General features: G+C 34.0%; 20 protein-coding genes and 1 tRNA gene. 15 read left to right on the forward strand and 6 right to left on the reverse strand.

Going from position 1 to position 22,969, the window contains the following annotated elements:
* Positions 1–453 precede the first annotated feature (453 nt).
* Positions 454–696, reverse strand: coding sequence for a hypothetical protein (locus tag BM201_RS02495; protein ID WP_092539806.1), 243 nt, complete (start codon positions 694–696; stop codon positions 454–456).
* 423 nt (positions 697–1,119) lie between these two features.
* Here BM201_RS02495 and rnr point away from each other — a divergent pair, with 423 nt between their 5' ends.
* Genes rnr through BM201_RS02510 form a run of 3 tightly spaced genes read left to right on the forward strand, consistent with a single transcriptional unit; the run spans position 1,120 to position 4,764 of the window.
* Positions 1,120–3,330 carry a ribonuclease R gene (gene rnr, locus BM201_RS02500; protein WP_394333726.1) on the forward strand — a complete coding sequence of 737 codons (2,211 nt, stop codon included), beginning with the start codon at positions 1,120–1,122 and terminating at the stop codon, positions 3,328–3,330.
* 15 nt (positions 3,331–3,345) lie between these two features.
* Entirely contained in the window at positions 3,346–4,020 is a 675-nt protein-coding gene (locus BM201_RS02505) for a head GIN domain-containing protein (protein WP_092539807.1), read from the forward strand.
* 30 nt (positions 4,021–4,050) lie between these two features.
* Positions 4,051–4,764 (forward strand): LysE family translocator, encoded by a 714-nt coding sequence (locus BM201_RS02510; protein WP_092539808.1) that lies wholly within the window; start codon positions 4,051–4,053, stop codon positions 4,762–4,764.
* A gap of 189 nt (positions 4,765–4,953) precedes the next feature.
* Here the strand turns inward: BM201_RS02510 and BM201_RS02515 are convergent.
* Positions 4,954–5,024, reverse strand: a tRNA-Cys gene (locus BM201_RS02515).
* Between the two features lie 54 nt (positions 5,025–5,078).
* The gene (folB, locus tag BM201_RS02520; RefSeq protein ID WP_092539809.1) at positions 5,079–5,435 is read right to left on the reverse strand and encodes a dihydroneopterin aldolase; all 357 of its coding nucleotides are present in this window, start codon (positions 5,433–5,435) and stop codon (positions 5,079–5,081) included.
* A 419-nt stretch (positions 5,436–5,854) separates the two neighbouring features.
* Here folB and BM201_RS02525 point away from each other — a divergent pair, with 419 nt between their 5' ends.
* From BM201_RS02525 to BM201_RS02540, 4 genes are all read left to right on the forward strand, one after another.
* Entirely contained in the window at positions 5,855–7,534 is a 1,680-nt protein-coding gene (locus BM201_RS02525) for a glutamine--tRNA ligase/YqeY domain fusion protein (protein WP_092539810.1), read from the forward strand.
* Positions 7,535–7,664: 130 nt separating this feature from the next.
* Entirely contained in the window at positions 7,665–8,039 is a 375-nt protein-coding gene (locus BM201_RS02530; RefSeq protein WP_092539811.1) for a YtxH domain-containing protein, read from the forward strand.
* Positions 8,040–8,044: 5 nt separating this feature from the next.
* Positions 8,045–8,401 (forward strand): phage holin family protein, encoded by a 357-nt coding sequence (locus tag BM201_RS02535; RefSeq protein ID WP_092539812.1) that lies wholly within the window; start codon positions 8,045–8,047, stop codon positions 8,399–8,401.
* Positions 8,401–8,631: a DUF6327 family protein gene (locus BM201_RS02540; protein WP_092539813.1), complete on the forward strand. Its 231-nt coding sequence runs from the start codon at positions 8,401–8,403 to the stop codon at positions 8,629–8,631. The genes BM201_RS02535 and BM201_RS02540 overlap by 1 nt, the downstream gene beginning before the upstream one ends.
* A 74-nt stretch (positions 8,632–8,705) precedes the next feature.
* Here BM201_RS02540 and gltX read toward each other — a convergent pair whose 3' ends face one another.
* Complete coding sequence (gene gltX / locus BM201_RS02545) at positions 8,706–10,223, reverse strand: glutamate--tRNA ligase (RefSeq protein ID WP_092539814.1); 1,518 nt, start codon at positions 10,221–10,223, stop codon at positions 8,706–8,708.
* A gap of 243 nt (positions 10,224–10,466) precedes the next feature.
* Here gltX and BM201_RS02550 point away from each other — a divergent pair, with 243 nt between their 5' ends.
* From BM201_RS02550 to BM201_RS02575, 6 genes are all read left to right on the forward strand, one after another.
* Complete coding sequence (locus BM201_RS02550) at positions 10,467–13,664, forward strand: coiled-coil domain-containing protein (RefSeq protein WP_139219113.1); 3,198 nt, start codon at positions 10,467–10,469, stop codon at positions 13,662–13,664.
* Positions 13,665–13,674: 10 nt separating this feature from the next.
* Positions 13,675–14,097 carry an rRNA maturation RNase YbeY gene (gene ybeY / locus BM201_RS02555; protein WP_175486993.1) on the forward strand — a complete coding sequence of 141 codons (423 nt, stop codon included), beginning with the start codon at positions 13,675–13,677 and terminating at the stop codon, positions 14,095–14,097.
* Between the two features lie 15 nt (positions 14,098–14,112).
* A complete protein-coding gene (gene mnmG, locus BM201_RS02560; RefSeq protein WP_092539817.1) occupies positions 14,113–15,984 on the forward strand; it encodes a tRNA uridine-5-carboxymethylaminomethyl(34) synthesis enzyme MnmG in 1,872 nt (623 codons plus the stop codon).
* Positions 15,985–16,019: 35 nt separating this feature from the next.
* Positions 16,020–16,382, forward strand: coding sequence for a hypothetical protein (locus tag BM201_RS02565; RefSeq protein ID WP_092539818.1), 363 nt, complete (start codon positions 16,020–16,022; stop codon positions 16,380–16,382).
* Between the two features lie 198 nt (positions 16,383–16,580).
* A complete protein-coding gene (locus BM201_RS02570; RefSeq protein ID WP_175486959.1) occupies positions 16,581–17,408 on the forward strand; it encodes a class I SAM-dependent methyltransferase in 828 nt (275 codons plus the stop codon).
* 295 nt (positions 17,409–17,703) lie between these two features.
* The gene (locus BM201_RS02575) at positions 17,704–18,270 is read left to right on the forward strand and encodes an OmpH/Skp family outer membrane protein (RefSeq protein ID WP_092539819.1); all 567 of its coding nucleotides are present in this window, start codon (positions 17,704–17,706) and stop codon (positions 18,268–18,270) included.
* 82 nt (positions 18,271–18,352) lie between these two features.
* On the opposite strand, the gene BM201_RS02580 is transcribed toward BM201_RS02575, so the two are convergent.
* Together BM201_RS02580 and BM201_RS02585 are read right to left on the reverse strand one after the other, a co-directional pair.
* Positions 18,353–18,751: a DoxX family membrane protein gene (locus BM201_RS02580; protein ID WP_139219115.1), complete on the reverse strand. Its 399-nt coding sequence runs from the start codon at positions 18,749–18,751 to the stop codon at positions 18,353–18,355.
* 3 nt (positions 18,752–18,754) lie between these two features.
* Positions 18,755–19,909 carry a DNA polymerase III subunit gene (locus BM201_RS02585; RefSeq protein WP_092539821.1) on the reverse strand — a complete coding sequence of 385 codons (1,155 nt, stop codon included), beginning with the start codon at positions 19,907–19,909 and terminating at the stop codon, positions 18,755–18,757.
* A 69-nt stretch (positions 19,910–19,978) separates the two neighbouring features.
* Between BM201_RS02585 and BM201_RS02590 the strand changes: the two genes are divergently transcribed.
* The gene (locus tag BM201_RS02590) at positions 19,979–21,163 is read left to right on the forward strand and encodes a phosphoglycerate kinase (protein WP_092539822.1); all 1,185 of its coding nucleotides are present in this window, start codon (positions 19,979–19,981) and stop codon (positions 21,161–21,163) included.
* A gap of 178 nt (positions 21,164–21,341) precedes the next feature.
* A complete protein-coding gene (locus BM201_RS02595; RefSeq protein ID WP_092539823.1) occupies positions 21,342–22,940 on the forward strand; it encodes a lytic transglycosylase domain-containing protein in 1,599 nt (532 codons plus the stop codon).
* The last annotated feature ends 29 nt before the right edge of the window (positions 22,941–22,969 follow it).

Below are 22,969 nucleotides of genomic sequence, written 5' to 3' on the forward strand. Positions count from 1 at the left end.
AAAATAACCTTTATTATCAGGTATTTAGAATTGACAATAACATGTGAATAACCTTTGATGAGAAAATAAAAACCTAATTTGGTTTATTCAGAAAAAATTACAAAGCCAGCTATGGTAGCATATATCCAAATTATAAGTCGGTTATTTTTCTTCAAGTTTTCAGCAACTAACAACAGGTTATAAACAGCCTGTGAATTTTAAAATTTCAAGAATCTATATGTTAATTTAAAATTTCAGAATTGTTAAGTAAAGCTTAAAAATATAAGAGCATCAAGTACTTAAGAATATGAACACCTGTTGATAAGTTGTTATCAATTAATCACAAGTCAAATTCCAAATAAATCAACAAAATTTTATTGCACAAATTAACACGCAATCATATATCATCATTTAAGTTTTAAAAAAAAGAAAAGAAAAATAATAGATATATATAATGTGAATAACTACTGAAGATTAAACGATACGAAGATGGCTATTGTTTCTAAAAGTTTGATCTAAGATTTTTTTTGCTTTAGTTAGATGTGATGGATGAATGTAAAGTTTAATGCCGCCAAGGCCAAAGGAAGATAAAGGGATAAGATCTATAACTGTTTCGTTCTTAAAGTGATAGAAAATATCTTCGTTGTCTAAAAGATGTTTAACAACGTGACATTCGTGAGAATACGTAAAGCTTTGAAGGTAAATATAATCTTTCATGCACCTGATTGATAGGTACTTAAAGATACACTTTATTTATTAATTATGATGAGAGATTTTATGCTGAACGGAAGTATGTCTGGGATCAAGCTCAGATCTTTGATTTAAAGAGCGGTTGATATAGGTCACAAAGCCAATCACCCCAACTAAAAAAATGAGGAAAAATAAAAGAAAGAATCTTCTAGATTTGGAGGCTAACAACTTCATTACATTAAAATTAGCTAAATAACTTTATAAAATCGTTTTGCAAAATTAAGAAATTATTAAGATAACTATAACATTTTTAACGTACGTAATTCATTTTTATTTTATCCCAAAACGTAGAATTCGAAAAATTGAATGCCAGATTTTACGAAGTGACTTAACAAAACTTTACATTCATTTTCATCTAAAATCAGTTATATACACTAATTTTACCTGTATATGGGAATGAAACGAAAGAAGAAAAAGAATAAATCTGGCGGAAAGCTGGGAAATCTTGATAAAAAGATCACCGATATTCTAAGAAAGGATGCCGGTAAAGCTTATAATTATAAACAAATTGCGGCAAAATTAGGCGTAGGCGATCCTAGTAGCCGAAATCAAATTACCAAGAAATTAGCGCAGTTAGCGGCAAAAAAAGAGATCAACCAGGTAGATCGCGGAAAATTTATGGTAGAAAAAGGTGCGAATTACCACACCGGTATTTTAGATATGTCTACCAAAGGCTATGGTTTTGTAATTGTGGATGAGTTTGAAGATGATATTATGATTCCGCAGCAAAACTTAAACGCTGCTTTTCATGGCGATGAGGTAGAGATCTATGTTTATAAACACCGAAGAAGAAAGAAATCTGAAGGTGAAATCACCAAAATCATCAAACGTAAACGAAGCAGTTTTGTTGGTGTTTTGCAGTTGAAGAAAGATTTTGGATTTGTAGTGATTGATGATCCAAAAATGTATACCGACTTTTTTGTTCAGAAAAACAAACTAGGAGAAGCACAGGATGGTGATAAGGTGTTGGTGGAGTTTGATGATTGGCCAAAACGTGCCGATTCGCCCTTCGGAATTATTACGAGGGTCTTAGGAACTCCTGGACATCATAATACTGAAATTCATTCGATTTTAGCACAATACGGCTTGCCAGCAGATTTTCCAGAAGAAGTAGAAGAATTTGCAAATAAGATCGATCTTTCGATTACTAAAGATGAAATTAAAAAGCGTCGTGATATGCGCGATGTTTTAACCTTCACGATTGATCCAAAGGATGCCAAGGATTTTGATGATGCCTTAAGTTTTAGAAAACTAGAAAACGGAAATATAGAACTTGGTGTTCATATCGCCGATGTTTCACATTACCTGCAACCCGATACGATTTTAGATGAAGAAGCTTACGAACGTGCAACTTCGGTTTATTTAGTAGATCGGGTAGTACCAATGCTACCAGAAATTTTATCGAATGGGGCTTGTTCTTTACGACCAAATGAAGAGAAATATACCTTTTCTGCAGTATTCGAATTAGATAAAAATGCAAAAGTAAAAGACCAGTGGTTTGGTAGAACGGTAACCTATTCTGATGCTAGATTCGCATACGAAGAAGCGCAGCATATTATAGAAACCAAAGAGAATACGATCCCTGAATATATTTCGATTCGCGAAGAAGGTGCTTATCAAGTTAATGATGATATCGTTGAAGCTGTTTTAGAATTAGATCGCTTAGCTAAGAAAATGCGTTCGGTAAGAATGCGGGAAGGAGCGATCTCTTTCGATAAAGTAGAAGTGAAATTTCATTTAGACGAAGAAAACGAACCAGTAGGAGTGTTCTTCAAAACCTCTAAAGATGCCAATAAGCTTATCGAAGAATTTATGCTGCTCGCCAATAAAAAAGTAGCCGAATATATAGGAAAACAAAAGCCTAAGAAAACTTTTGTGTACCGTTGCCATGACGAGCCAAATGAAGAAAAATTAGCATCCTTACAAACTGTTGTTGGTCGTTTTGGACATTCGCTTAATCTAACCGATAGAAAAAGTGTTACAAGCTCTCTAAATAGTCTTTTAAAGGATGTACAGGGTAAAAAGGAACAAAACCTTGTAGATACGCTTGCGATTAGAACGATGAGCAAAGCTTATTATGGTACAGAGAATATTGGCCATTATGGTTTAGCTTTCGATTATTACACGCATTTTACCTCGCCAATTCGTCGATATCCAGATGTTATGGTACATCGTTTGTTACAGCATTATCTCGATGGAGCAGATTCTGCCAGTGAAGATGTTTATGATGAAAAATGTCACCACAGTAGTGAAATGGAAAATCTGGCGTCTAATGCCGAGCGGGATTCGATAAAATACATGCAGGTTAAATTTATGCAGGATCACCAGGACGAAGAGTTTTTAGGTGTGATCTCTGGAGTAACCGATTGGGGAATTTTTGTAGAGATTGAACAAAATAAATGTGAAGGCATGATTCGTTTACGTGATCTAACAGACGATCATTACGAATTTAACGAAGAGCATTATGCCGTTATTGGTAGAAAAACTAATAAAACTTATCAGTTAGGTGACGAGGTTTATGTAAAAGTAAAAAATGCTGATCTGGTAAAACGTCATCTTGACTTTACTATGTTGGGCCTAAAAGAAGATTTTGAAGGATAGAATAATTTAAAAAGCATGAAAAAGATAATGATTATTGCATTTATGGTTTTAGGATTAAACCTTAGTGCACAGGAAACCAAACACGATCTTGCAGATTTTCAGAAGATATTTGTTTACGATGGTTTACCGGTAAAACTCGTTAGAGGGAATGAAAATAAAGCCGTGGTAACCGGAGAGAGTAGAGAAGATGTAGAATTTGATATCGAAAATGCTACTTTAAAAATAAAGTTAGGTATCGATAATATTTTTGATGACGATGATGATACGCAGGTGCTACTTTACTACAAAAGTATCGACGAAGTAAGAGCCAAACAAAATGCTTCGATAATTATAGCCGATAAAATTAATGCTGAATTTTTTACGCTGGAAGCTCAGGAAGGTGGCGATATTACAGGTGAGTTTGAAGTTGATAATTTAATAGCGCTAATTAGAAGTGGTGGTAAATTAACACCTTCAGGAAAAGTAAACCACCAAGAAGTAAATATTAACACCGGCGGAAAATATTATGCTAAAAACCTGCAATCTGAGTATCTAAATGTAGATATTAAAGCAGGCGGCGTGGCTGATGTTACAGTGTCTGGAAAAGTAACTGCTAAGGTTAAAGCAGGAGGTACCGTAAACGTGTATGGTGATCCAGAAGAGATCGATAAAAGCACATTGTTTGGTGGTAAAGTATTGAGAAAAAACTAATCTTTTATTTTTGCATTCTAAATACAGCTTATGCTACATGATATTTTAGCAGCCATGCCATTAGGCTTATTTCTGGCTTTTATGTTGGGACCAGTTTTCTTCGTATTACTGGAGACCGCAGCAATAAAAGGCTTTAGGGCGGCTATATCTTTCGATCTGGGCGTAATTATAGCAGATACGGTATTCTTGTTTATTGCATATTTAAGTACTACGAAGCTTTTAGAACGTATAAAAGATGATCCTGCATTGTTCATTTTTGGAGGTGTGATTCTTACCACTTACGGTGTAATGACCTTTATTCAAACCAAAAAGGCATTACCACAGGAAGAAGAAAGTCCAGATATTAGAAAGCTTGGTAAAAGCGATTATTTAGGCCTGGCTTTAAAAGGTTTTTTACTGAATTTTATAAACGTTGGTGTGCTTGGTTTCTGGTTGGGATTAATTATTGTTTTTGGACCCAGGCTAGAAATGCAAAGCGATCGTATTTTAGTGTTTTTTAGTACAGTTTTAGTAACTTATCTAATTGTTGATGTATTTAAGATCTTACTGGCTAAAAAACTTAATAGAAAACTTACGCCTAAGCGAATTTACGTGATGAAGAAGGGAATTAGCGTGATGTTAGTGGTTTTTGGGATTGTTTTGATTTCACAGGGTGCTTTCCCTGGTGAAGTGAACGAGATTCGCGAACAGATCGATAATATTACTCCCGGTGACGGGATAGGATTATTCGAAAATAAATCCTGATCATTTTATATACTTCGGAAGAAAATAATTAATGCTGAAATTATCGAATTTCAGCATTTGTTTTTTAAAAATGATCTGGAATTTAAGTTGAAGTTTAGTTGACCTGAAGAAAAAGTTTTTCAATAGCAATTATCAAAAAAAGCAGTAAAAAAAGGCTTTCCAGATTATTGGAAAGCCTTTTGTTTGAAGAGGCATCGAGCGGATTCGAACCGCTGTACATGGTTTTGCAGACCACTGCCTAGCCACTCGGCCACGATGCCCTTTTAATTGGGAACGCAAATGTAATAAAAATTTTAAGTTCTAAAACTAAAAATCTATCTGGATTTACTTCGGGTTACACTAACCATAGCCACATTACCTCCAATTGGCGGGTTAATTTTTGATACTGAAACCTTTACCTTTTGCACCATAATGATTTCTTGTAGTACGCGATTATTAATCCGTTCGGCCACACTTTCTAAAAGTTTAGATCGTATAGCCATTTCTTCTTTTACGATCTTATTTAAATGTACATAGTCGATCGTATCTATTAACTCGTCTGATGTAGCCGAATTAGACAGATCTCCTTTAACTTTAAGATCTACGCGATAATCACTTCCTATTTTTTCTTCCTCAACAAGGCAGCCATGATAAGCAAATACCCTAATATTTTTCAGTTTTATACTTCCCACAAATATGTTTTTAGCAAAGATAGGACTGTTTTAATTCTTTAAAATTATTTATGCTGAATTGTTTTCTTCCGTAGTAATTTTCATTTAAAGATTCGATATATAATTCTGCTTAAGATAACTTTATGCGATGCATTAATTTTTGATAACTTTGTAACTTATTTTATGGGCAACGCCAAAGGGTATAATACCTTAAGGTTTGCCTGGAAATTAAAAATTTATTTCCAACAAATACCTTGTAGGCTTGCTTCTAGGTAATTTATTTGGTATTCGAGATTTGATCTGGTAGTTGATTTTATCAGAATTCAAATTGAAAACTGAAGGAAAGAGCAATTAATTTTATCCTTAAAATTTGGATGAAATTTTATAAAATTTGAACTAATATTTATTCATATCCTGTAATTGGGATGCTGATTTAACGTATGGCTGAAGAAAAAAAATCACTCAATTTTATTGAGCAAATCATAGAAGAAGATTTAAAGGCAGATTATAAAAAGGAAAATTTAATGTTCCGTTTTCCACCAGAACCTAATGGTTATCTGCATATTGGACATGCTTCTTCGATTTGTTTAAATTTTGGTTTGGGAGAGAAATATAACGCTCCTGTTAATCTAAGATTTGATGATACCAATCCTATTAAGGAAGAAAGAGAGTTTGTTGATGCGATAAAAAGAGATGTGCAATGGCTTGGCTACCAGTGGGCTAAGGAATGTTATGCATCAGATTATTTTCAGCAATTATACGATTGGGCAGTAGAATTAATTAAGAATGGAGATGCTTATGTAGATAGCCAAACTTCTGAAGCTATTGCAGAGCAAAAAGGAACACCAACCCAACCGGGAACAGAAAGTCCTTATCGAAGCAGAAGCACTGAGGAAAACCTTGATCTTTTCGAGCAAATGAAGAATGGAGAAACCACAGAAGGTGCTCATGTACTTCGTGCAAAATTAGATATGGCCAGTGCAAATATGCTTATGCGAGATCCAATTATGTATCGTTGTGTACATAAACCGCATCACCGTACAGAGGGGGAATGGAAAATCTATCCTATGTATGATTGGGCGCATGGTGAAAGTGATTTTATCGAGCAGGTTTCACATTCGTTTTGTACGCTAGAATTTTTACCACATAGAGAATTGTATAACTGGTTTATTGGCAAAGTGAGCAAACCGGGAGAGTTTATCCCTAAACAGCGAGAATTTGCGCGTAGAAACCTTAGTCATACTGTGGTAAGTAAGCGTAAGCTTGCGCAACTGGTAGAAAAAGGAATTGTAGAATCCTGGGACGATCCAAGAATGCCAACCATTTCTGGACTAAGAAGAAGAGGGTACACACCAGAATCTATTAAGAATTTTGCTGAATCTATCGGTGTAGGAAAACGTGAGAATATGATCGATGTTTCTCACTTAGAATTTTGTGTACGTGAAGATTTAAATAAAAAAGCACCACGAGTTATGGGTGTTTTAGATCCTGTAAAATTGGTGATCACTAATTATCCTGAAGGAGAAGAAGAATGGCTGGAAGCCGAAAATAATCCTGAAGATGAAGCTGCAGGATCTAGACAGGTTCCTTTTAGCCGTGAATTATATATCGAAAGAGAAGACTTTAAAGAAAGCGCTAATCGTAAATTCTTTAGGTTAACATTAAATAAGGAAGTTCGGCTTAAAAATGCCTATATCATTAAAGGAGAAGATGTAGTTAAAGATGAAGAAGGTAATATACTAGAAATTCACTGTACTTACGACCCTAAAAGTAAAAGTGGAAGTGGTACAGAAGAATCTCTTAGAAAAGTAAAAGGAACACTACATTGGGTCTCTATAAAACATGCGATAAAAGCTGAGGTTCGTCTTTACGATCGCTTATTTACAGAAGAAGCTCCAGATGGCGTAAAGGATAGAGATTTTATAGAATTTGTAAATCCAGATTCGTTAAATGTAATTACCGGTTATGTAGAACCAAGCTTAAGTTCTGCAGAAGAATTAGAGAAATTTCAGTTTCAAAGAATAGGGTATTTCTGTATCGATAAAGAAAGCACAAAAGATCATTTAGTGTTCAATAGAACAGTAACCCTAAGAGATAGTTGGGCTAAAAAACAGAAGTAATCCTTGTATAAGTTCTTGTTTAAGAATATTTTAGTATAGCTAAAATACATATTAACCGGTTATTAACAAGGGGTAACCTGTTCATACTGTATATTTGAGAGAAAGTATTAATCAAAAACTTTATTTTATTATGGCAAATACAGGAAGCACATTGTTAGCATTAGTAACCGGAGCAGCTATTGGAGCTGGAGTTGGTTTATTATATGCTCCCGATAAAGGTGAAAAAACAAGAAAGAAATTAAGAGAAGATGCATTAGATGCTCAGGATCGTTTCAACAAAAAGTACAACGAAACAGCATCAAATCTTACCGAAAAAGCTAAAAAAGCGAAATTAGATTTCGAAGAAAGATTAGAAGAAACATTATCTAGCGCAAGTTATAAAGCTGATGATATCTTATCTGCGATGGAATCTAAACTTGAAGAGTTAAGAAAGCAAAACGCTAAACTGCAAAAAGAAGCAAAGAAAGAAGAGGCTGAAACGAAAGCGAATAAAGTAGTGGTCTAATATTTATGGCGTTTGAAAAACTAACTAATAGTATTGACGAACTTAACGATAATGTAAAGGCATTTGCGCATTCTAATGCCGAATATTACAAACTTTTAATATTTAAGCAATCATCAAAGTCTGCCATTTCACTGGTAACTTTTTTGATTGTTGCTTTTGCGCTAAGTACAGCAGTGGCATTTGTATCTATGGGTATTGCTTTTGCAATTAGCGCAGCTTTAGAGCAGCCATCCTCTGGATTTTTTATTGTAGGTGGTTTTTATCTGGTAATGATAGTTGTGTTCGTGATCTTTGGCAAAAAACCTTTAACGAAGTTTATGCTGAAGAAGTTTTCACGTGAAATCTTTAATGAAGACGATTAATGAAACAATATACCAGTTTTGAAGAAATAGATAGAGATCTAAAGATCCTAAAACTACAAACACAGATCGATAAAGAGGAAATTAAACTAACTGTAGAAGAAGTTAAAGATTCTCTTTCTCCTGTTCGTGTCTTTGGAAATGCCATTGGAGCAATTGCTCAAAAAGCGATCGTTTTAAAGGCTGTAGCGAAGATATTTGGAGTAAAACGAGTAGTAACTTCATCTAAATAGAGAAATAGGCTTAAAAGTATTAAAAAAGGCTTCTAATTTTAGAAGCCTTTTGTTTTTTATAAAATAATCGAATTTTAGCTCAAAGTTTTTGTTGCCGTTTTAATTCGGTTTATAGTTTCCTGTTTTCCTATAGCTTCAGAAATTTCAAAAATATCTACACCTTGTAGAGATCCTACTAAAGAAATTCTATAAGGTTGCATTACTTTTCCAAAACCTACTTCTTTAGATTGTATCCAGGATTTTACTTTTTCAGAAATTATCGCCGCTTTAAAATCTTCAACACTTTCCAGAACTTCAATAAGTTCGTTCATTAGTTCGTTGGTTCCTTCTTTCCATGCTTTTTTAGCATTTTTTGGATCGTAAGAAGTAGGGGAGATGAAGAAATAAAATCCCTGTTCCCAAATATCTTCAATAAAAACAGCTCGTTCTTTTACTAATTCAACTACATGTTTTGTGTAGTCTTTGGTAGCTTCAATTTCTTTGTGCTTTAAAATCTTTAAAAATTCTTCAGCAATAAAATCATTATCGGCTTCCTGTAAATAATGTTGTTGGAACCATTTTGTTTTTTCTGGATCAAATTTAGCTCCGCCTTTATGAACTCTTTTAAGATCAAAAGCTTCAGCTAGTTCGGCTAAAGAAAAGAATTCCTGTTCTGTTCCCGGGTTCCATCCTAAGAAAGCTAACATGTTGGTCACCGCTTCTGGAAAATAACCGTCTTCACGATATCCAGCTGAAACTTCTTCGCTTTTTGGATCTTTCCATTCTAAAGGGAATACCGGGAAACCTAATTTATCACCATCACGCTTACTTAATTTTCCTTTACCCTGTGGTTTTAAAATAAGTGGTAAGTGTGCAAATTTTGGTGCATCCCATCCAAAAGCGCGATACAACATAAAGTGTAATGCTAAAGAAGGTAACCATTCTTCACCACGAATTACATGAGAGATCTTCATTAAATGATCATCTACAATATTCGCTAAGTGATAGGTCGGCATCCCATCACTTTTATACAAAACTTTATCATCTAATATATTCGTATCGATCTCCATATTTCCTCTAATTTCATCAGAAATTTTAAGAATTTCGTCTTGTGGAGACTTAAAACGTACTACATAGTTTTCGCCATTTTCAATTCTTTTTTTAACATCTGCTTCTGGTAAGGCTAAAGAATTGTCTAATTTTTCGCGATTGTGCCAGTTGTAAATAAAAGTTTTACCTTCAGCTTCGTGAGATTTTCTATGCTTGTCTAGATCTTCAGCACTGTCAAAAGCGTAATACGCATTACCACTTTCAATTAATTTATCGGCATAAGCTTTATAAAGGCTTTTGCGTTCGCTTTGGCGATATGGCCCACAATCTTTTTCCTTTCCTGGTCCTTCATCATAAGGAATATTACACCAGTTTAAAGAATCGATAATATATTGCTCGGCTCCTTCAACATATCTGTTTTGATCGGTATCTTCAATTCTTAAAATAAAGTCACCGCCATGTTTTTTAGCAAACAAATAATTGTACAAAGCTGTTCTTACTCCGCCAATGTGTAAAGGCCCCGTTGGACTTGGTGCAAATCTTACGCGTACGTTAGAAGACATAAATGGTTTTATTTTTGTGGCAAAGATACAACCTAAATGATGCAATCCTAAAATATGTGTTGTTGGGATTTTGGTAATTTTTCAAATATTAAACGACTGTTATTTATGCTGAATATTACTTACATTTAGGCTAATCAATTAGATAGGAGCAGAGTTATTTACTTTTCATTTTTTAAATTTCTAAACTGTGAACTTTTAAAAATTGAATTTAGCCCAAACCCGGGGAAATGAAGAATGAATTTTATGGCAGAATTTGAAGCAGTTAAAGATCAATTACAATCCTTTATAAGAAAGTATCAATTAAACCTTCTTATAAAAGGAAGTGCTTTGTTTGTTTTGAGTGGGCTGTTATTTTTTTTGCTTGTATTGAGTTTAGAGAATTTTATTTGGTTTGACACCAGTTTTAGATTTGTGCTGTTCGTATCATTTTTGGTGGTTGAATTAATCCTATTAATCTTCTTTATCGGTTTACCTTTACTAAAAGTTTTAGATCTTAATCGTGCTATTTCAGATAAGGAAGCCGCCATTCTAATTGGTAGATATTTTCCTGAAATCGATGATCGTTTGCTGAATTTAATAGAGTTGAAATCTCAACGAAATTCAGAATTCCTTGAGGCAGCAATTCGACAAAGAGCATCCGAGCTTAAATTTTATAATTTTAAAAAGGCTGTGAATTTTAGCCAATATCGAAATTATATGTTGGCAGCTTCGATTCCTGTTTTACTAATTCTAGCTTTTGTAATTAGTGGAAAAGGGGAGTGGTTATTCAATTCGTTTGATCGTATTAAAAATTATGACCAGGTGTATACAAAACCAGCTCCTTTTAGTTTTATCCTTAATAACGAAGATCTTAAAGTTATTGAAAGTGAAGATTATTTATTGGAAGTTAATGTAGTAGGTGAGGAAGTTCCTAATCAGGTAAAAATAAATGTTGGTGATGCCGAATACTTTATGAAGCAACTAGAACCTGGACGCTTTACTCATATATTTAGGAATGTTACTGAAAATCAGGAATTTAAACTTAAAACTAATAATATAAGTTCTGAAACTTATAATTTAGCAATTATTCCGGTTCCTGAATTGGTTAATTTTAATATTCAAATTCAATATCCTGAATATTTAGATCTAGAAAATGAAGAAATCAACGGTGAAGGAAGTTTAACTATTCCTGAAGGAACAGAATTGGAATGGAACTTTCAGCATCGTAATACAAAAACTGTAAATCTTCAATTTCCTGACACTTTAATAGAAGTAGAAAATAATTTTAAAGATCATTTTAGCCAATCTTTAAATTATACTTTATCTACTTCGAATGCAGTTCTAAAAAATTACCAGCCACTATCATTTCAGTTAGAAATTGTAAAAGATCGTTCCCCAAAAATTACGGTTGAAGAGAAAGTAGATTCTATAAATCGTTCTTCAAAATTTTACGGTGGAAAGATTAGTGACGATCATGGTATTTCTAATTTAAGATTGAAATATAGAAAAGTAGGAGAGGAAGAATTTCAGTCTAAATCAATCAGTTTTAATAGAGGAAATGTAAGTCAGTTTTATTCTTCTTTTCCTGGAGATTTAGAAGTTGAAGAAGGGAGTAGTTATGAATACTTTTTTCAGGTTTTTGACAATGATGAGGTGAATGGAAGTAAATCGGCTTCTTCAGAATTTTTTACTTTTTATAATAAAACATCAGAAGAAATTAGTGATCAAGAATTACAAGATCAAGAAGAGAATATTGATAATTTATCTAAGGAATTTGAAAAATTTAAAGAGGAAGATGAGCTTAATAATTTGCTTAATGATCAATTAGAAAATAAAGAATTTGATTATGAGCAAAAGCAAAAGTTAGAGTCATTTATAAAATCTCAGGAAAGAGAAAATGAGTTAATGAAGAAATTTTCTAAGAGCATTGAAAAGAAACTTTCTGACGCTGATCCTGAAAATAAAGATGCTAAGAACTTAAAAGATCGGCTGGAAAATAGCCAGGATAAACTTAAAGATAATCACAAGCTTTTGGACGAGCTAAAGGAATATTCGGATAAAATTCAAGATGAAAATCTTCAAAAAAAGCTTCGAAATTTATCAAAAAACAAGAAGTCTTCAAAAAGAAGTTTAGAGCAACTGGTAGAATTAACTAAACAATATTATGTTGAGCAAAAGTATAATCAGTTAGTTGATAAAATAAATAGGTTAGGGCAGGAGCAAGAAAATTTAGAGAAGTCTGAAAGTTCTCAGGAAGATATAAATTCTAAATTCAAACAAATACAAAAGGATTTGGATGAACTTCAAAATAAAAATCAGGATCTAAAACGACCAAAATCCCTCGAAAGGAATAAAGAATCTGAACAGGATATCAATAAGGATTTAGAAGATTTAAAGTCCAACGAGAATAATTCTAGCGAAGAACAAAAAAAGAAAGGCCAGCAAAATGCCGGCGAAAAAATGAAAGAGCTTGCAAAGGAAATGAGACAAAGTTCTTCGAGTATGGAAATGGAAATGCTACAGGCTGATACAGAAGCCTTGCGTAAAGTTTTGGACAATCTTGTTATATTTTCTTTTGAACAGGAGAATCTAATGGATCGTTTTAGAGAAATTAATTCTAGTAGCCCCGAGTTTTCTTCAGAATTAAAGAATCAATATGTTTTAAAAGAGAACTTTGAACATATAGACGATAGTTTATTTACTTTAGGATTGAACAATGAGTTTATAGCAGAGAAAGTTTTCGAATATTTAGAAGAGGTTTCATTCAATCTCGATAATTCTTTAGATGAGCTTGCGGATGTTCGCTTATCTAAAGCACTTTCTTCTCAACAATACACAACTACCGGAGCCAATGATCTTGCGGTGCTTTTAAACGAGATTTTGGATAATATGAATGATCAAATGAATTCTGGCTCTGGTAATGGTTCCGGTTCTGCCGGAAGTGGAGGTGAAGGTGGAGGTCCGCAACTTCCTGATGTTATAAAGAAACAGCAACAGCTTGGGGATGATATTCAGGAGCAAATTCAAAAGAGTCAAGAGGGTTCTCAACAGCAGGAAGGAGAGGGAGCGCAATCTGAACTTTTTGAAATTTATAAAAGGCAGGAAGAAATCCGCAATGAGCTTAATGAAATCCTGCAACAGAATGGTATGGATTTAGAGGATTTGAAGCAGGATTATGATTCTTTGGAAAAGGATATTCTCAACAACAATCTCAATCAAAATTCTCTTGAATCTTTAGATAGAATAAACCAAAAAATGTTATACCTTAAACAGTCTATTAATCAGAAAGGGGAATTGGAAGAAAGAAAAAGCAAATCTAATTTACGCCGTTTTGATAATCAGTCTTATGAGCCAAATATCGATATTAAAGATTATTTTAATAGCATTGAAATATTAGATAGACAAACATTACCTTTGCGCCCGAATTTAAAGAAACGTATCAATACTTATTTCAATGAATAGCGAAGACGGTATAATCAATTTTTATTCTGAAAACGACTTTAATTTAGAGAATACTGATTTATACAAAAATTGGTTACTGCGTGTAATTTCTTCTGAAGAAAAACGACTTGGAGAGATAAGTTATATTTTTTGTGACGATGAATATTTGTTAGATATCAATCAGCGTTTTTTAGATCACGATAGCTACACCGATATTATTAGTTTTGATGATTCTATGGGTAATCTTTTGAATGGAGATATCTATATAAGTACAGAACGTGTGAAGGAGAATGCTGCTGAATTTAATGAAGACTTTGACACGGAATTAAAAAGAGTCATCGTTCATGGTATTTTGCATTACTGTGGTTACAAAGATAAGTCTGAAGAGGATGCTGCATTAATGCGTAGAAAAGAGAGTGAAAAAATTAAATTGTTCCACGTGGAACAATTTTAAATATTATTAGATTTTATGTTCAATACGGAGTATGATGTTATTGTTGTAGGAGCTGGACATGCCGGTAGTGAAGCTGCTGCTGCAGCCGCGAATATGGGCTGTAGTACCTTGCTAATTACGATGAATTTGCAGAATATCGCGCAAATGAGTTGTAATCCTGCTATGGGCGGAATTGCTAAAGGTCAGATCGTTCGGGAAATTGACGCCATGGGAGGATATAGTGGTTTGGTAAGTGATACCAGCGCTATTCAGTTTAAAATGCTGAACAAATCAAAAGGGCCAGCGATGTGGAGTCCGCGTGTACAAAGTGACCGTATGCGTTTTGCTGAAGATTGGAGATTGCGTTTAGAACAAACTCCTAATCTTGATTTTTATCAGGAAATGGTACATGGTTTAATTATCGAAAATCATAAGATTACGGGTGTTCGTACTTCTCTGGGAATTGAGATAAAAGCTAAATCTGTAGTATGTACCAATGGTACTTTTTTAAATGGATTAATTCATATTGGAGATAAGCAACGTGGTGGCGGTAGAGCAGGGGAAGCTGCTGCAACCGGAATCACAAAAGATCTTATCGATGCAGGCTTTGAAGCTGGTAGAATGAAGACCGGTACACCGCCAAGAGTTGATGGTAGATCTTTAGATTATTCTAAAATGATCGAACAGCCGGGCGATGAAGTTCCTGGTAAGTTTTCTTATTCAGATGAAACAAAACCATTAAGTAAACAACGTTCTTGTTATATGACGTATACCTCAAACGAGGTACATGATATTTTACGCTCCGGTTTTGATCGTTCTCCAATGTTTAATGGTAGAATTAAAAGTTTAGGTCCGCGTTATTGTCCTTCGATTGAAGATAAAATTAATCGTTTTGCAGATAAGGATCGTCACCAGCTTTTCGTAGAGCCAGAAGGTTGGAATACGGTTGAAGTTTATGTGAACGGATTTTCAACTTCGCTTCCAGAAGACGTTCAATATAATGCTTTGCGATCTGTTGCCGGTTTTGAGAATGTGAAGTTCTTTAGACCTGGTTACGCGATAGAATATGATTATTTTCAACCAACACAATTGCAACATACTTTAGAAACTAAATTGGTTGAAGGATTATATTTTGCCGGTCAGATAAACGGAACCACCGGTTATGAAGAGGCAGCTTGCCAGGGAATGATGGCGGGTATAAATGCGGCTTTAAAAGTACAGGAAAAAGATCCTTTTATTCTGCAAAGAAATGAAGCTTATATTGGTGTGCTTATCGATGATCTGATTACCAAGGGTACAGAAGAACCTTATCGTATGTTTACCTCTAGAGCTGAATATCGAACTTTACTAAGACAGGATAATGCCGATTTTAGATTAACAGAAAGATCTTATAATTTAGGTATGGCTTCTGAAGATAGGATGCGAAAAATGGAAGAGAAGAAGGAGAAATCGCTTTCTTTTGTTTCTTTCTTAAAAGATACTTCTGTAATTCCTGAATATGCAAATCCAGTTTTAGCTGATTATAATTCCTCACCAATGAAACAATCTGATAAGATTTTTAAGATCTTTTCAAGACCAAAAATTGCGATGGAAGATGTTCGGAAATTTCCAGGAGTAGAAGAGTATATTCAGGAAAATGCTTTGGATACTGAAATGTTAGAGCAAACACAAATACAGGTAAAGTATTCTGGATATATTGAAAAGGAAAAGAATAATGCCGATAAATTGAATCGTTTGGAAGATGTAAAGATTCCGAAGAATTTTGATTATTCCAAGATTAAATCTATGTCTTTTGAAGCTCGAGAAAAACTAAATAAAGTACAACCGGCAAATGTGTCGCAGGCTTCAAGAATTAGTGGTGTTAGTCCAAACGATGTATCTGTTTTATTAGTTTATATGGGACGTTAAATTCTGAACGTTCCACGTGGAACATCTAATTTTCTATGTATCGATATTGTATAATTTTAGCTCTAATTTTTAGTTTAGCTGGATGCCGAATTACAACACATTCGGTTCCTAATATTGAAGGTTCTAGAATTGTCGAGACAGATAGCGGACAAAATTATTATCTATTTCAAACAAAACTTCAACGCCCAATTGCAAAATCCTGGTTCAAAAATTATTTAGATTTAAATAGGGAAGATGATTTAATTCGTTCTGAAATTATTCTTTTTCCTGAATTAGAAAAAGAATTTTTGGTAACGATTAACGTTAAAGATGATCGAGAAGTCTATACCGATATTCCTGTTGCCGAAAAAATACTCGATGGTTTATTGGGAAATGATGATGACGAAAATAATTATTAGGAATCAGAGTTTAATAAAAAGGGTCGTGACGATAATACAGGTCCAATAAAATTCTTTGTGAATATTACAATTTCAGATAACGAAGGGAACGATCATATTTCAACCTCATCTTTATATTCAAGCAGAGTTAGAAATTTTCTTCAGCAATTAGAAATCGACTTTTTCAAATATCAGAAAAATTATAAAGCATTACCTTAAGTGGAAGATTCAACAATTTATTGCAAAGATCATTTAGTAAGCGGAGAAGAATATCGATTAAAAAAATGGAAACATTACGATATTTTAAAGACGGAACCTGTTCCAGAAAATCTTTCCGCTTATTATAAAAGTGAAGATTATATTTCTCATACAGACGCATCAAAATCTTTTACCGATAAATTATACAATATTGTAAAAGCCTATATGCTTCAGAAAAAAGTCGGCTGGATATTAAAAGAAAAATCTAGCGGAAAACTTTTGGACATTGGAGCAGGTACTGGAGATTTTTTAAATGCGGCTTCTCGTTATTTTGAAGTTAATGGAGTAGAGCCAAGTGAAATTGCCAGAGCAAATGCTAATAAGAAGGATCTGGATTTAAAATCTGATCTATCAGAAATTTCTGATACTTACGATGTAATTAGTATGTGGCATGTTTTAGAACACGTGCCAAATCTTAATCATCAAATTGAAGAATTTCATCGATTACTAAAAGATGACGGAATTTTAGTTATTGCGGTTCCTAATTATAAAAGTAAAGATGCTGAAATTTATAAAGAGCACTGGGCGGCTTTTGATGTTCCTCGACATTTATGGCATTTTTCAAAAATTGGAATTCAGACATTATTTTTGGAAAATGGATTTCAACTCTATAATTCTACCGGATTAAAATTTGATTCATTTTATGTAAGTATGCTTTCAGAAAAACATCGCTCGGGAAAGCAAAAATTATTTTCTGCCTTTAAAAATGGTCTAAAATCAAATTTAGCTGCTGCTAATACCGGTGAATACAGTTCGATGGTCTATTTCTTTAAAAAATCATCGAAGTAAGCGAAATAAGCCGATTTAAGCACTATTTAGCCTTTGAAACAGTAAATTCTATATTGAAATTTTAAAACGCTCTAAAATCTTCTTATAATTGGTTAATTTTAATAAAGTATTCTTATTATATTTTAATTTTAGATAATTATACTTTATAATGTTTAATTTCAATGAAATTGAGTATATCAACCAAGAATTTAAACTTTCAATCTAAAAAGTTTTTGGATTTACTTTCTCTTATTGTACTAAGCATTTCACTTAAAATACTTTTTTTACATTTGCTGCCGACTAAAAAATTTTTAAGATGAAAAAATTAATCGCAATAGGAGCAGTAGCAATTTCATTAATTTCTTGTAACCAGGAAAAAACAGCTTATGTAGATACTACAAAAGTTATTCAGGATTATAAAGAAATGAAAGATGTGGAAGCTAAGTTTGAATCCCGAAGAGATTCATTAACACAATTAATTACTGGTCCGCAGCAACAATTTCAGCAGGAAGTTCAGGAATATCAGCAAAGCATGAATTCGATGTCTGCTTCACAAAGACAGGCGAAAGAGCAGGAGCTTCAGCAAAAAGGGCAACGTTTACAACAACAAAGCCAAATGATTGGTCAGCAATTAAGAAACGATAGTGATACAGCTATCGACGAGGTTGTTGAAAAAGTGAAAGATTTTGTAGCAGAGTACGGAGAAGAAAATGGATATACTTATATTTTTGGAAGCAACGAATCTGCAAACATCATGTATGCTAAAGAAGGTTTAGATATTACAGATGAAATTTTAAAAGAATTGAACGAGAGCTACGGTGGTGAGCCAACGATAGAAGCTCCGGCTGAAGAAACTGAAGCCGATACAACTTCAGCAGAATAATAGATCTTGAAATTATAGGTTTTGAAGCCCGGTTTTTAGCCGGGCTTTTTTATTTTCGATAATCACGTAATTTTTTGAATTATTAGCCTAAAGCGAAGAATCCCAGGATTACAAGGATAAAATAAATGGTAATTCCGGCAGAACTTTGGTAATCTTTGGCTACGCGCTGCCCAAAAAGAAGCATCATTAGGCTTATCGCACAGCTTATTAGCGAAAACTGACTAAAATTGAGGCTACTGAAGCTAAATATTCGGTTTATGATCGCTAAAATGAGCAAAATAACCGCGATCAACTCTACAAAGACCAAAATTGGTAAAAGAAAGACTATCTTTTTTGCCAAAAAGCTGTCTTTAAAATGAGATTCCATAAACGATCTTGTGCCTTTATAATCACTTACTTTTTCTAAAAACGACATAAAAAAAGTGATAAGCAAAAAGACCAATATTAGCAGTAAAGCGACATTAAAATAAATTTTAGCCATTTTTTAAGCTGCTTTTATATGTAAAAATCTGGTAAGCCTAATAGAAAGATCGGTTAAAACAATCTTTGCATTTCCGTTTCTTTCGATGTGATAAATAGCGTCTTCAATTGCTTTTGTGATGGGTAGAATATTGTTGCCATGCACAAAAGGAGCGAATTTTTTAAGCTGAAATCCCTTGGTTTTAGGTGATAAAAACACCAAATCTTCGGCTTTATAGTTCAGCATTAAGGCCTGCCTGAAAAAATCCAGGCAATACAACAAAAAGCTTTTCTGTTTTTCACGGCCCATCGTAGCAATCTCTTCACTCCAGCTTATCAATTCCAGCACGGTTGCTTTATTTCCTTTGGCTTTAAATGCCGTTCGTACCCAATCGATAAACCATTGTTCATATTGATCATCTGCCGTATCATTTTGCAAAAGATGCAATGCTCTTGTGTAGCTTCCGTTAGATTGATGCGCAATTAAACTGGCTTCCTGAGTTTCTAAATTTTGTGAAGCTATTAGTTTTTCAGCAATATCGGCTTCAGCAAGAGGAGGGAAGCTTAAGGTTTGGCATCTCGATTTAATCGTTTGTATAATTTGCTCTTCGTCTTCAGCAATCAGAATAAAAATGGTTTTATTTGGTGGTTCTTCTATAAGCTTTAAAAGTTTGTTCGCTGCAGCCGTGTTCATACGATCTGCCATCCAGATAATCATTACTTTTAAGCCGCCCTCGTACGCTTTTAAGGATAAAGATTTCACGATATCCTGGGCTTCATCTACCCCAATTTGTCCCTGTTTGTTTTCTATACCAATATGCTCATACCAATCGGTTAAACTTCCGTAGGGATTATTCTTAATAAAGCTACGCCAGTCTTCCATAAAATTCGCTGAAACCGGATGACTTTTTACGGTTTGATTAGTAGCCACCGGAAAAGCAAAATGAAGATCTGGATGTGAAATATTGGTAAACTTTAAATTACAGGATGCGTTTCCATTTTGGTTCTCTCCGTCTTGGTTTTTACAAAGTAAGTATTGTGCGTAAGCGACTGCCATTGGCAAGGTGCCACTACCACTATTACCAACAAATAACTGGGCATGAGGTATGCGATTATTATCTGCCGTAGTGGTAAGATGATTTTTAATATGTGGTAATCCTACAATTTCTGAAAAAAGCATGAGCAAATATAAAAGTTATATGCGGTTTTATATCTTCGGAAAAAATTATATTTGTAATAAACCGAAATTATGAAAACAGTAGACGATTTTAATTTTAAAGATAAACAAGCTTTAATTCGTGTGGACTTTAACGTACCACTTAATGATGATCTTAAAGTAACCGATGCTAACCGTATTGAAGCTGCTAAACCAACTATTTTAAAAATCTTAGAAGACGGCGGAAGTGTTGTATTGATGTCTCACCTTGGTCGTCCTAGCGGTAAAGAAGCAAAATTCTCTTTAAAAAATATCGTTAGTAAAGTTTCTGAAGTTGTTGGTGTAGAGCCAAAATTTGTAGAAGACTGCGTAGGTGCAGATGTAAAAAAAGCAGCAGATGAGCTAGAATCTGGAGAAATTCTTTTACTTGAAAATTTACGTTTTCATAGTGAAGAAAAAGCAGGTGACGAAGATTTTGCAAAACAACTTTCAGAACTTGGTGATATCTATGTAAACGATGCTTTTGGTACGGCGCATAGAGCTCATGCCTCAACTACAATTGTAGCGCAATTTTTTGAAGATAAATGCTTTGGTTATTTATTAGCTAAAGAAATAAAAAGTTTAGATAAAGTATTAAATAGTAAGGAAAAGCCGGTAACTGCCGTGTTAGGAGGAGCTAAAGTATCTTCTAAAATAACAGTAATCGAAAATATTCTTGATGCTGTAGATCACCTGATTATTGGTGGTGGTATGACATATACTTTTATCAAAGCGCAGGGAGGATCTATTGGTAATTCACTTGTGGAAGAGGATAAGCAGGAATTAGCTTTAGATATTCTTAAAAAAGCAAAAGAAAAAGGAGTACAGGTACATCTTCCTGTAGATTCTATAATTGCAGATAGTTTTTCTGAACAGGCAAGCACTCAGGTAGAATCTGTAGATAATATTCCTGATGGATGGATGGGATTAGATGTTGGGCCAGAAACCTTAAAACATTTCTCTAATGTTATCGCAGAATCTAAAATAATTCTTTGGAATGGTCCGTTAGGAGTATTCGAAATGGAAACTTTCGCAAAAGGAACGATCGAACTTGGTAAAGCGATTGCTGAAGCTACTAAAAACGGTGCTTTCTCTCTAGTTGGAGGAGGAGACTCTGTAGCTGCGGTAAAACAATTTGGCTTTGCAGATAAAGTTAGTTATGTTTCTACCGGAGGTGGTGCAATGCTAGAAATGCTAGAAGGTAAATCTTTACCAGGTATTGAAGCTATTAGCAAATAAACCTTTATTGAAATACCGATTTTCGATAAAACAAGGTATACTTTTTGATCAAAATTTTAACTAATTTTAAGAACCTCGAAATAAGCTTTCGAGGTTCTTAGTTAGAAATCGAGATTAAAAGTTTGTAAACATTAAATTTAAATCCTTAAACGTAGGAAAAATAGGTTCTAAACGAGATATGAAGAAGCAAGTGTGTTTATTACTGGGATTATTTGCAGCCTTCGCTGTGAGTGCTCAGGAAAAAGAAAAATCTAAAAAACAGGTAGAAAAAGCCAATTTCCGAGTTCAGATTTTTCAAAAAGTAGATAGTACAGAGATCATACTTGCAGATCCAGATCCAGAATTTCAGGAAAAATTACCAATTTCTGCAGTGATCAGAGATTCTTCCAAAGTTTCGCTAAGTGATATGCCTCATGCCGCAAAAATAGATTCTGTTTGGCGAGCAGAGCTTACTAATTCAGATCTATATGAAACTATTCAAAAATCCATAGCAGAACAGGATTACGAAGAAGTTGTTTTTGATGATTTGCCTACTGATACTTTAAAAGCTCGATTAGCAAAATTAAACGCCAGAACGCCTTTTAACATTGAATACAACCCAAGTCTGGAAAGTGTTATAAAAATGTATTTAAAGCGCAATAAACAGGCTATGGAACGCTTAATGGCATTAAGTGATTACTACTTCCCAATGTTCGAGCAAGAATTAGATAAATACGATATTCCGCTAGAAATAAAATATCTTGCTATTGTAGAATCTGCTTTAAATCCAAGAGCAAAATCCCGAGTTGGCGCTACCGGTTTATGGCAGTTTATGTTTACTACGGGTAAAATGCACGATCTTAACGTGAGTAGTTATGTTGATGAGCGTATGGATCCTGTAAAAGCTACCGAGGCCGCAGCACAATATTTATCCCGACTTTATAAAGTTTTTGGAGATTGGGATTTGGTGTTAGCTTCTTATAATTCTGGTCCTGGTAATGTTTCAAAAGCAATAAGAAGAAGTGGTGGATCTACAGATTATTGGTCGATAAGACGTTATTTGCCTAGAGAAACTGCGGGATATGTTCCGGCATTTTTAGCAACCTTATATATTTTTGAATATGCAGATGAGCATAATTTTCAGCCTAAAAGACCAGAAATTCCTTATTTTCAAACCGATACTATTCAGGTAAAGGAACTACTAACCTTTGATCATATTGCTAAGATCACCGGAACTAATAAGGAGTTACTTCAATTTTTAAACCCAAGTTATAAGCTGGATATTATTCCTTTTGTAGAAGATAAAAATTATGTGGTTAGGTTGCCAAGAACAAAAACAGGCGCTTTTGTAAATAATGAATCTGCCATTTATCAATATGCGGAGCAGGAAATAGCAAACAGGGAAGAGCCTTTGCCTAAATACGTTGAAACAGAAGATCGTATTAGATACCGAGTAAGAAGCGGAGATTATTTAGGAAGAATTGCAGAAAAATATGGAGTAGGAGTAAGTAGTTTAAAGCGCTGGAATAATTTACGAGGGAATAATATTAGAATAGGCCAATATTTAACCATATACCCCAGAAAACCAGTAGCTACCACACAAAAGGCTACGGCATCCAGTAGCGCGAAAACCAACAAAAAGGGAAATACAAAAATATATACAGTACAGCGGGGAGATTCGTTATGGAGCATTTCTAAGAAGTTCCCAGGCGTTACGGTACAGAATTTGAGGACATGGAATGATATGAGCAGTACACGCCTTAAACCAGGGATGAAAATTAAGGTGTCTAAAGGCTAATAACCAAACTTAAATTCAAAACTAATATC

This window comes from Zunongwangia mangrovi (assembly GCF_900112105.1).
In the GTDB taxonomy this organism is placed as follows: Bacteria; Bacteroidota; Bacteroidia; order Flavobacteriales; family Flavobacteriaceae; genus Zunongwangia; species Zunongwangia mangrovi.

Coding starts and splice junctions, on each gene's coding strand:
- BM201_RS02495 (WP_092539806.1), bottom strand. CDS start 696: ATGAAAGATTATATTTACCTTCAAAGCTTTACGTATTCTCACGAATGT.
- rnr (WP_394333726.1), top strand. CDS start 1,120: ATGGGAATGAAACGAAAGAAGAAAAAGAATAAATCTGGCGGAAAGCTG.
- BM201_RS02505 (WP_092539807.1), top strand. CDS start 3,346: ATGAAAAAGATAATGATTATTGCATTTATGGTTTTAGGATTAAACCTT.
- BM201_RS02510 (WP_092539808.1), top strand. CDS start 4,051: ATGCTACATGATATTTTAGCAGCCATGCCATTAGGCTTATTTCTGGCT.
- BM201_RS02525 (WP_092539810.1), top strand. CDS start 5,855: ATGGCTGAAGAAAAAAAATCACTCAATTTTATTGAGCAAATCATAGAA.
- BM201_RS02530 (WP_092539811.1), top strand. CDS start 7,665: ATGGCAAATACAGGAAGCACATTGTTAGCATTAGTAACCGGAGCAGCT.
- BM201_RS02535 (WP_092539812.1), top strand. CDS start 8,045: ATGGCGTTTGAAAAACTAACTAATAGTATTGACGAACTTAACGATAAT.
- BM201_RS02540 (WP_092539813.1), top strand. CDS start 8,401: ATGAAACAATATACCAGTTTTGAAGAAATAGATAGAGATCTAAAGATC.
- gltX (WP_092539814.1), bottom strand. CDS start 10,223: ATGTCTTCTAACGTACGCGTAAGATTTGCACCAAGTCCAACGGGGCCT.
- BM201_RS02550 (WP_139219113.1), top strand. CDS start 10,467: ATGGCAGAATTTGAAGCAGTTAAAGATCAATTACAATCCTTTATAAGA.
- mnmG (WP_092539817.1), top strand. CDS start 14,113: ATGTTCAATACGGAGTATGATGTTATTGTTGTAGGAGCTGGACATGCC.
- BM201_RS02565 (WP_092539818.1), top strand. CDS start 16,020: ATGTATCGATATTGTATAATTTTAGCTCTAATTTTTAGTTTAGCTGGA.
- BM201_RS02575 (WP_092539819.1), top strand. CDS start 17,704: ATGAAAAAATTAATCGCAATAGGAGCAGTAGCAATTTCATTAATTTCT.
- BM201_RS02580 (WP_139219115.1), bottom strand. CDS start 18,751: ATGGCTAAAATTTATTTTAATGTCGCTTTACTGCTAATATTGGTCTTT.
- BM201_RS02585 (WP_092539821.1), bottom strand. CDS start 19,909: ATGCTTTTTTCAGAAATTGTAGGATTACCACATATTAAAAATCATCTT.
- BM201_RS02590 (WP_092539822.1), top strand. CDS start 19,979: ATGAAAACAGTAGACGATTTTAATTTTAAAGATAAACAAGCTTTAATT.
- BM201_RS02595 (WP_092539823.1), top strand. CDS start 21,342: ATGAAGAAGCAAGTGTGTTTATTACTGGGATTATTTGCAGCCTTCGCT.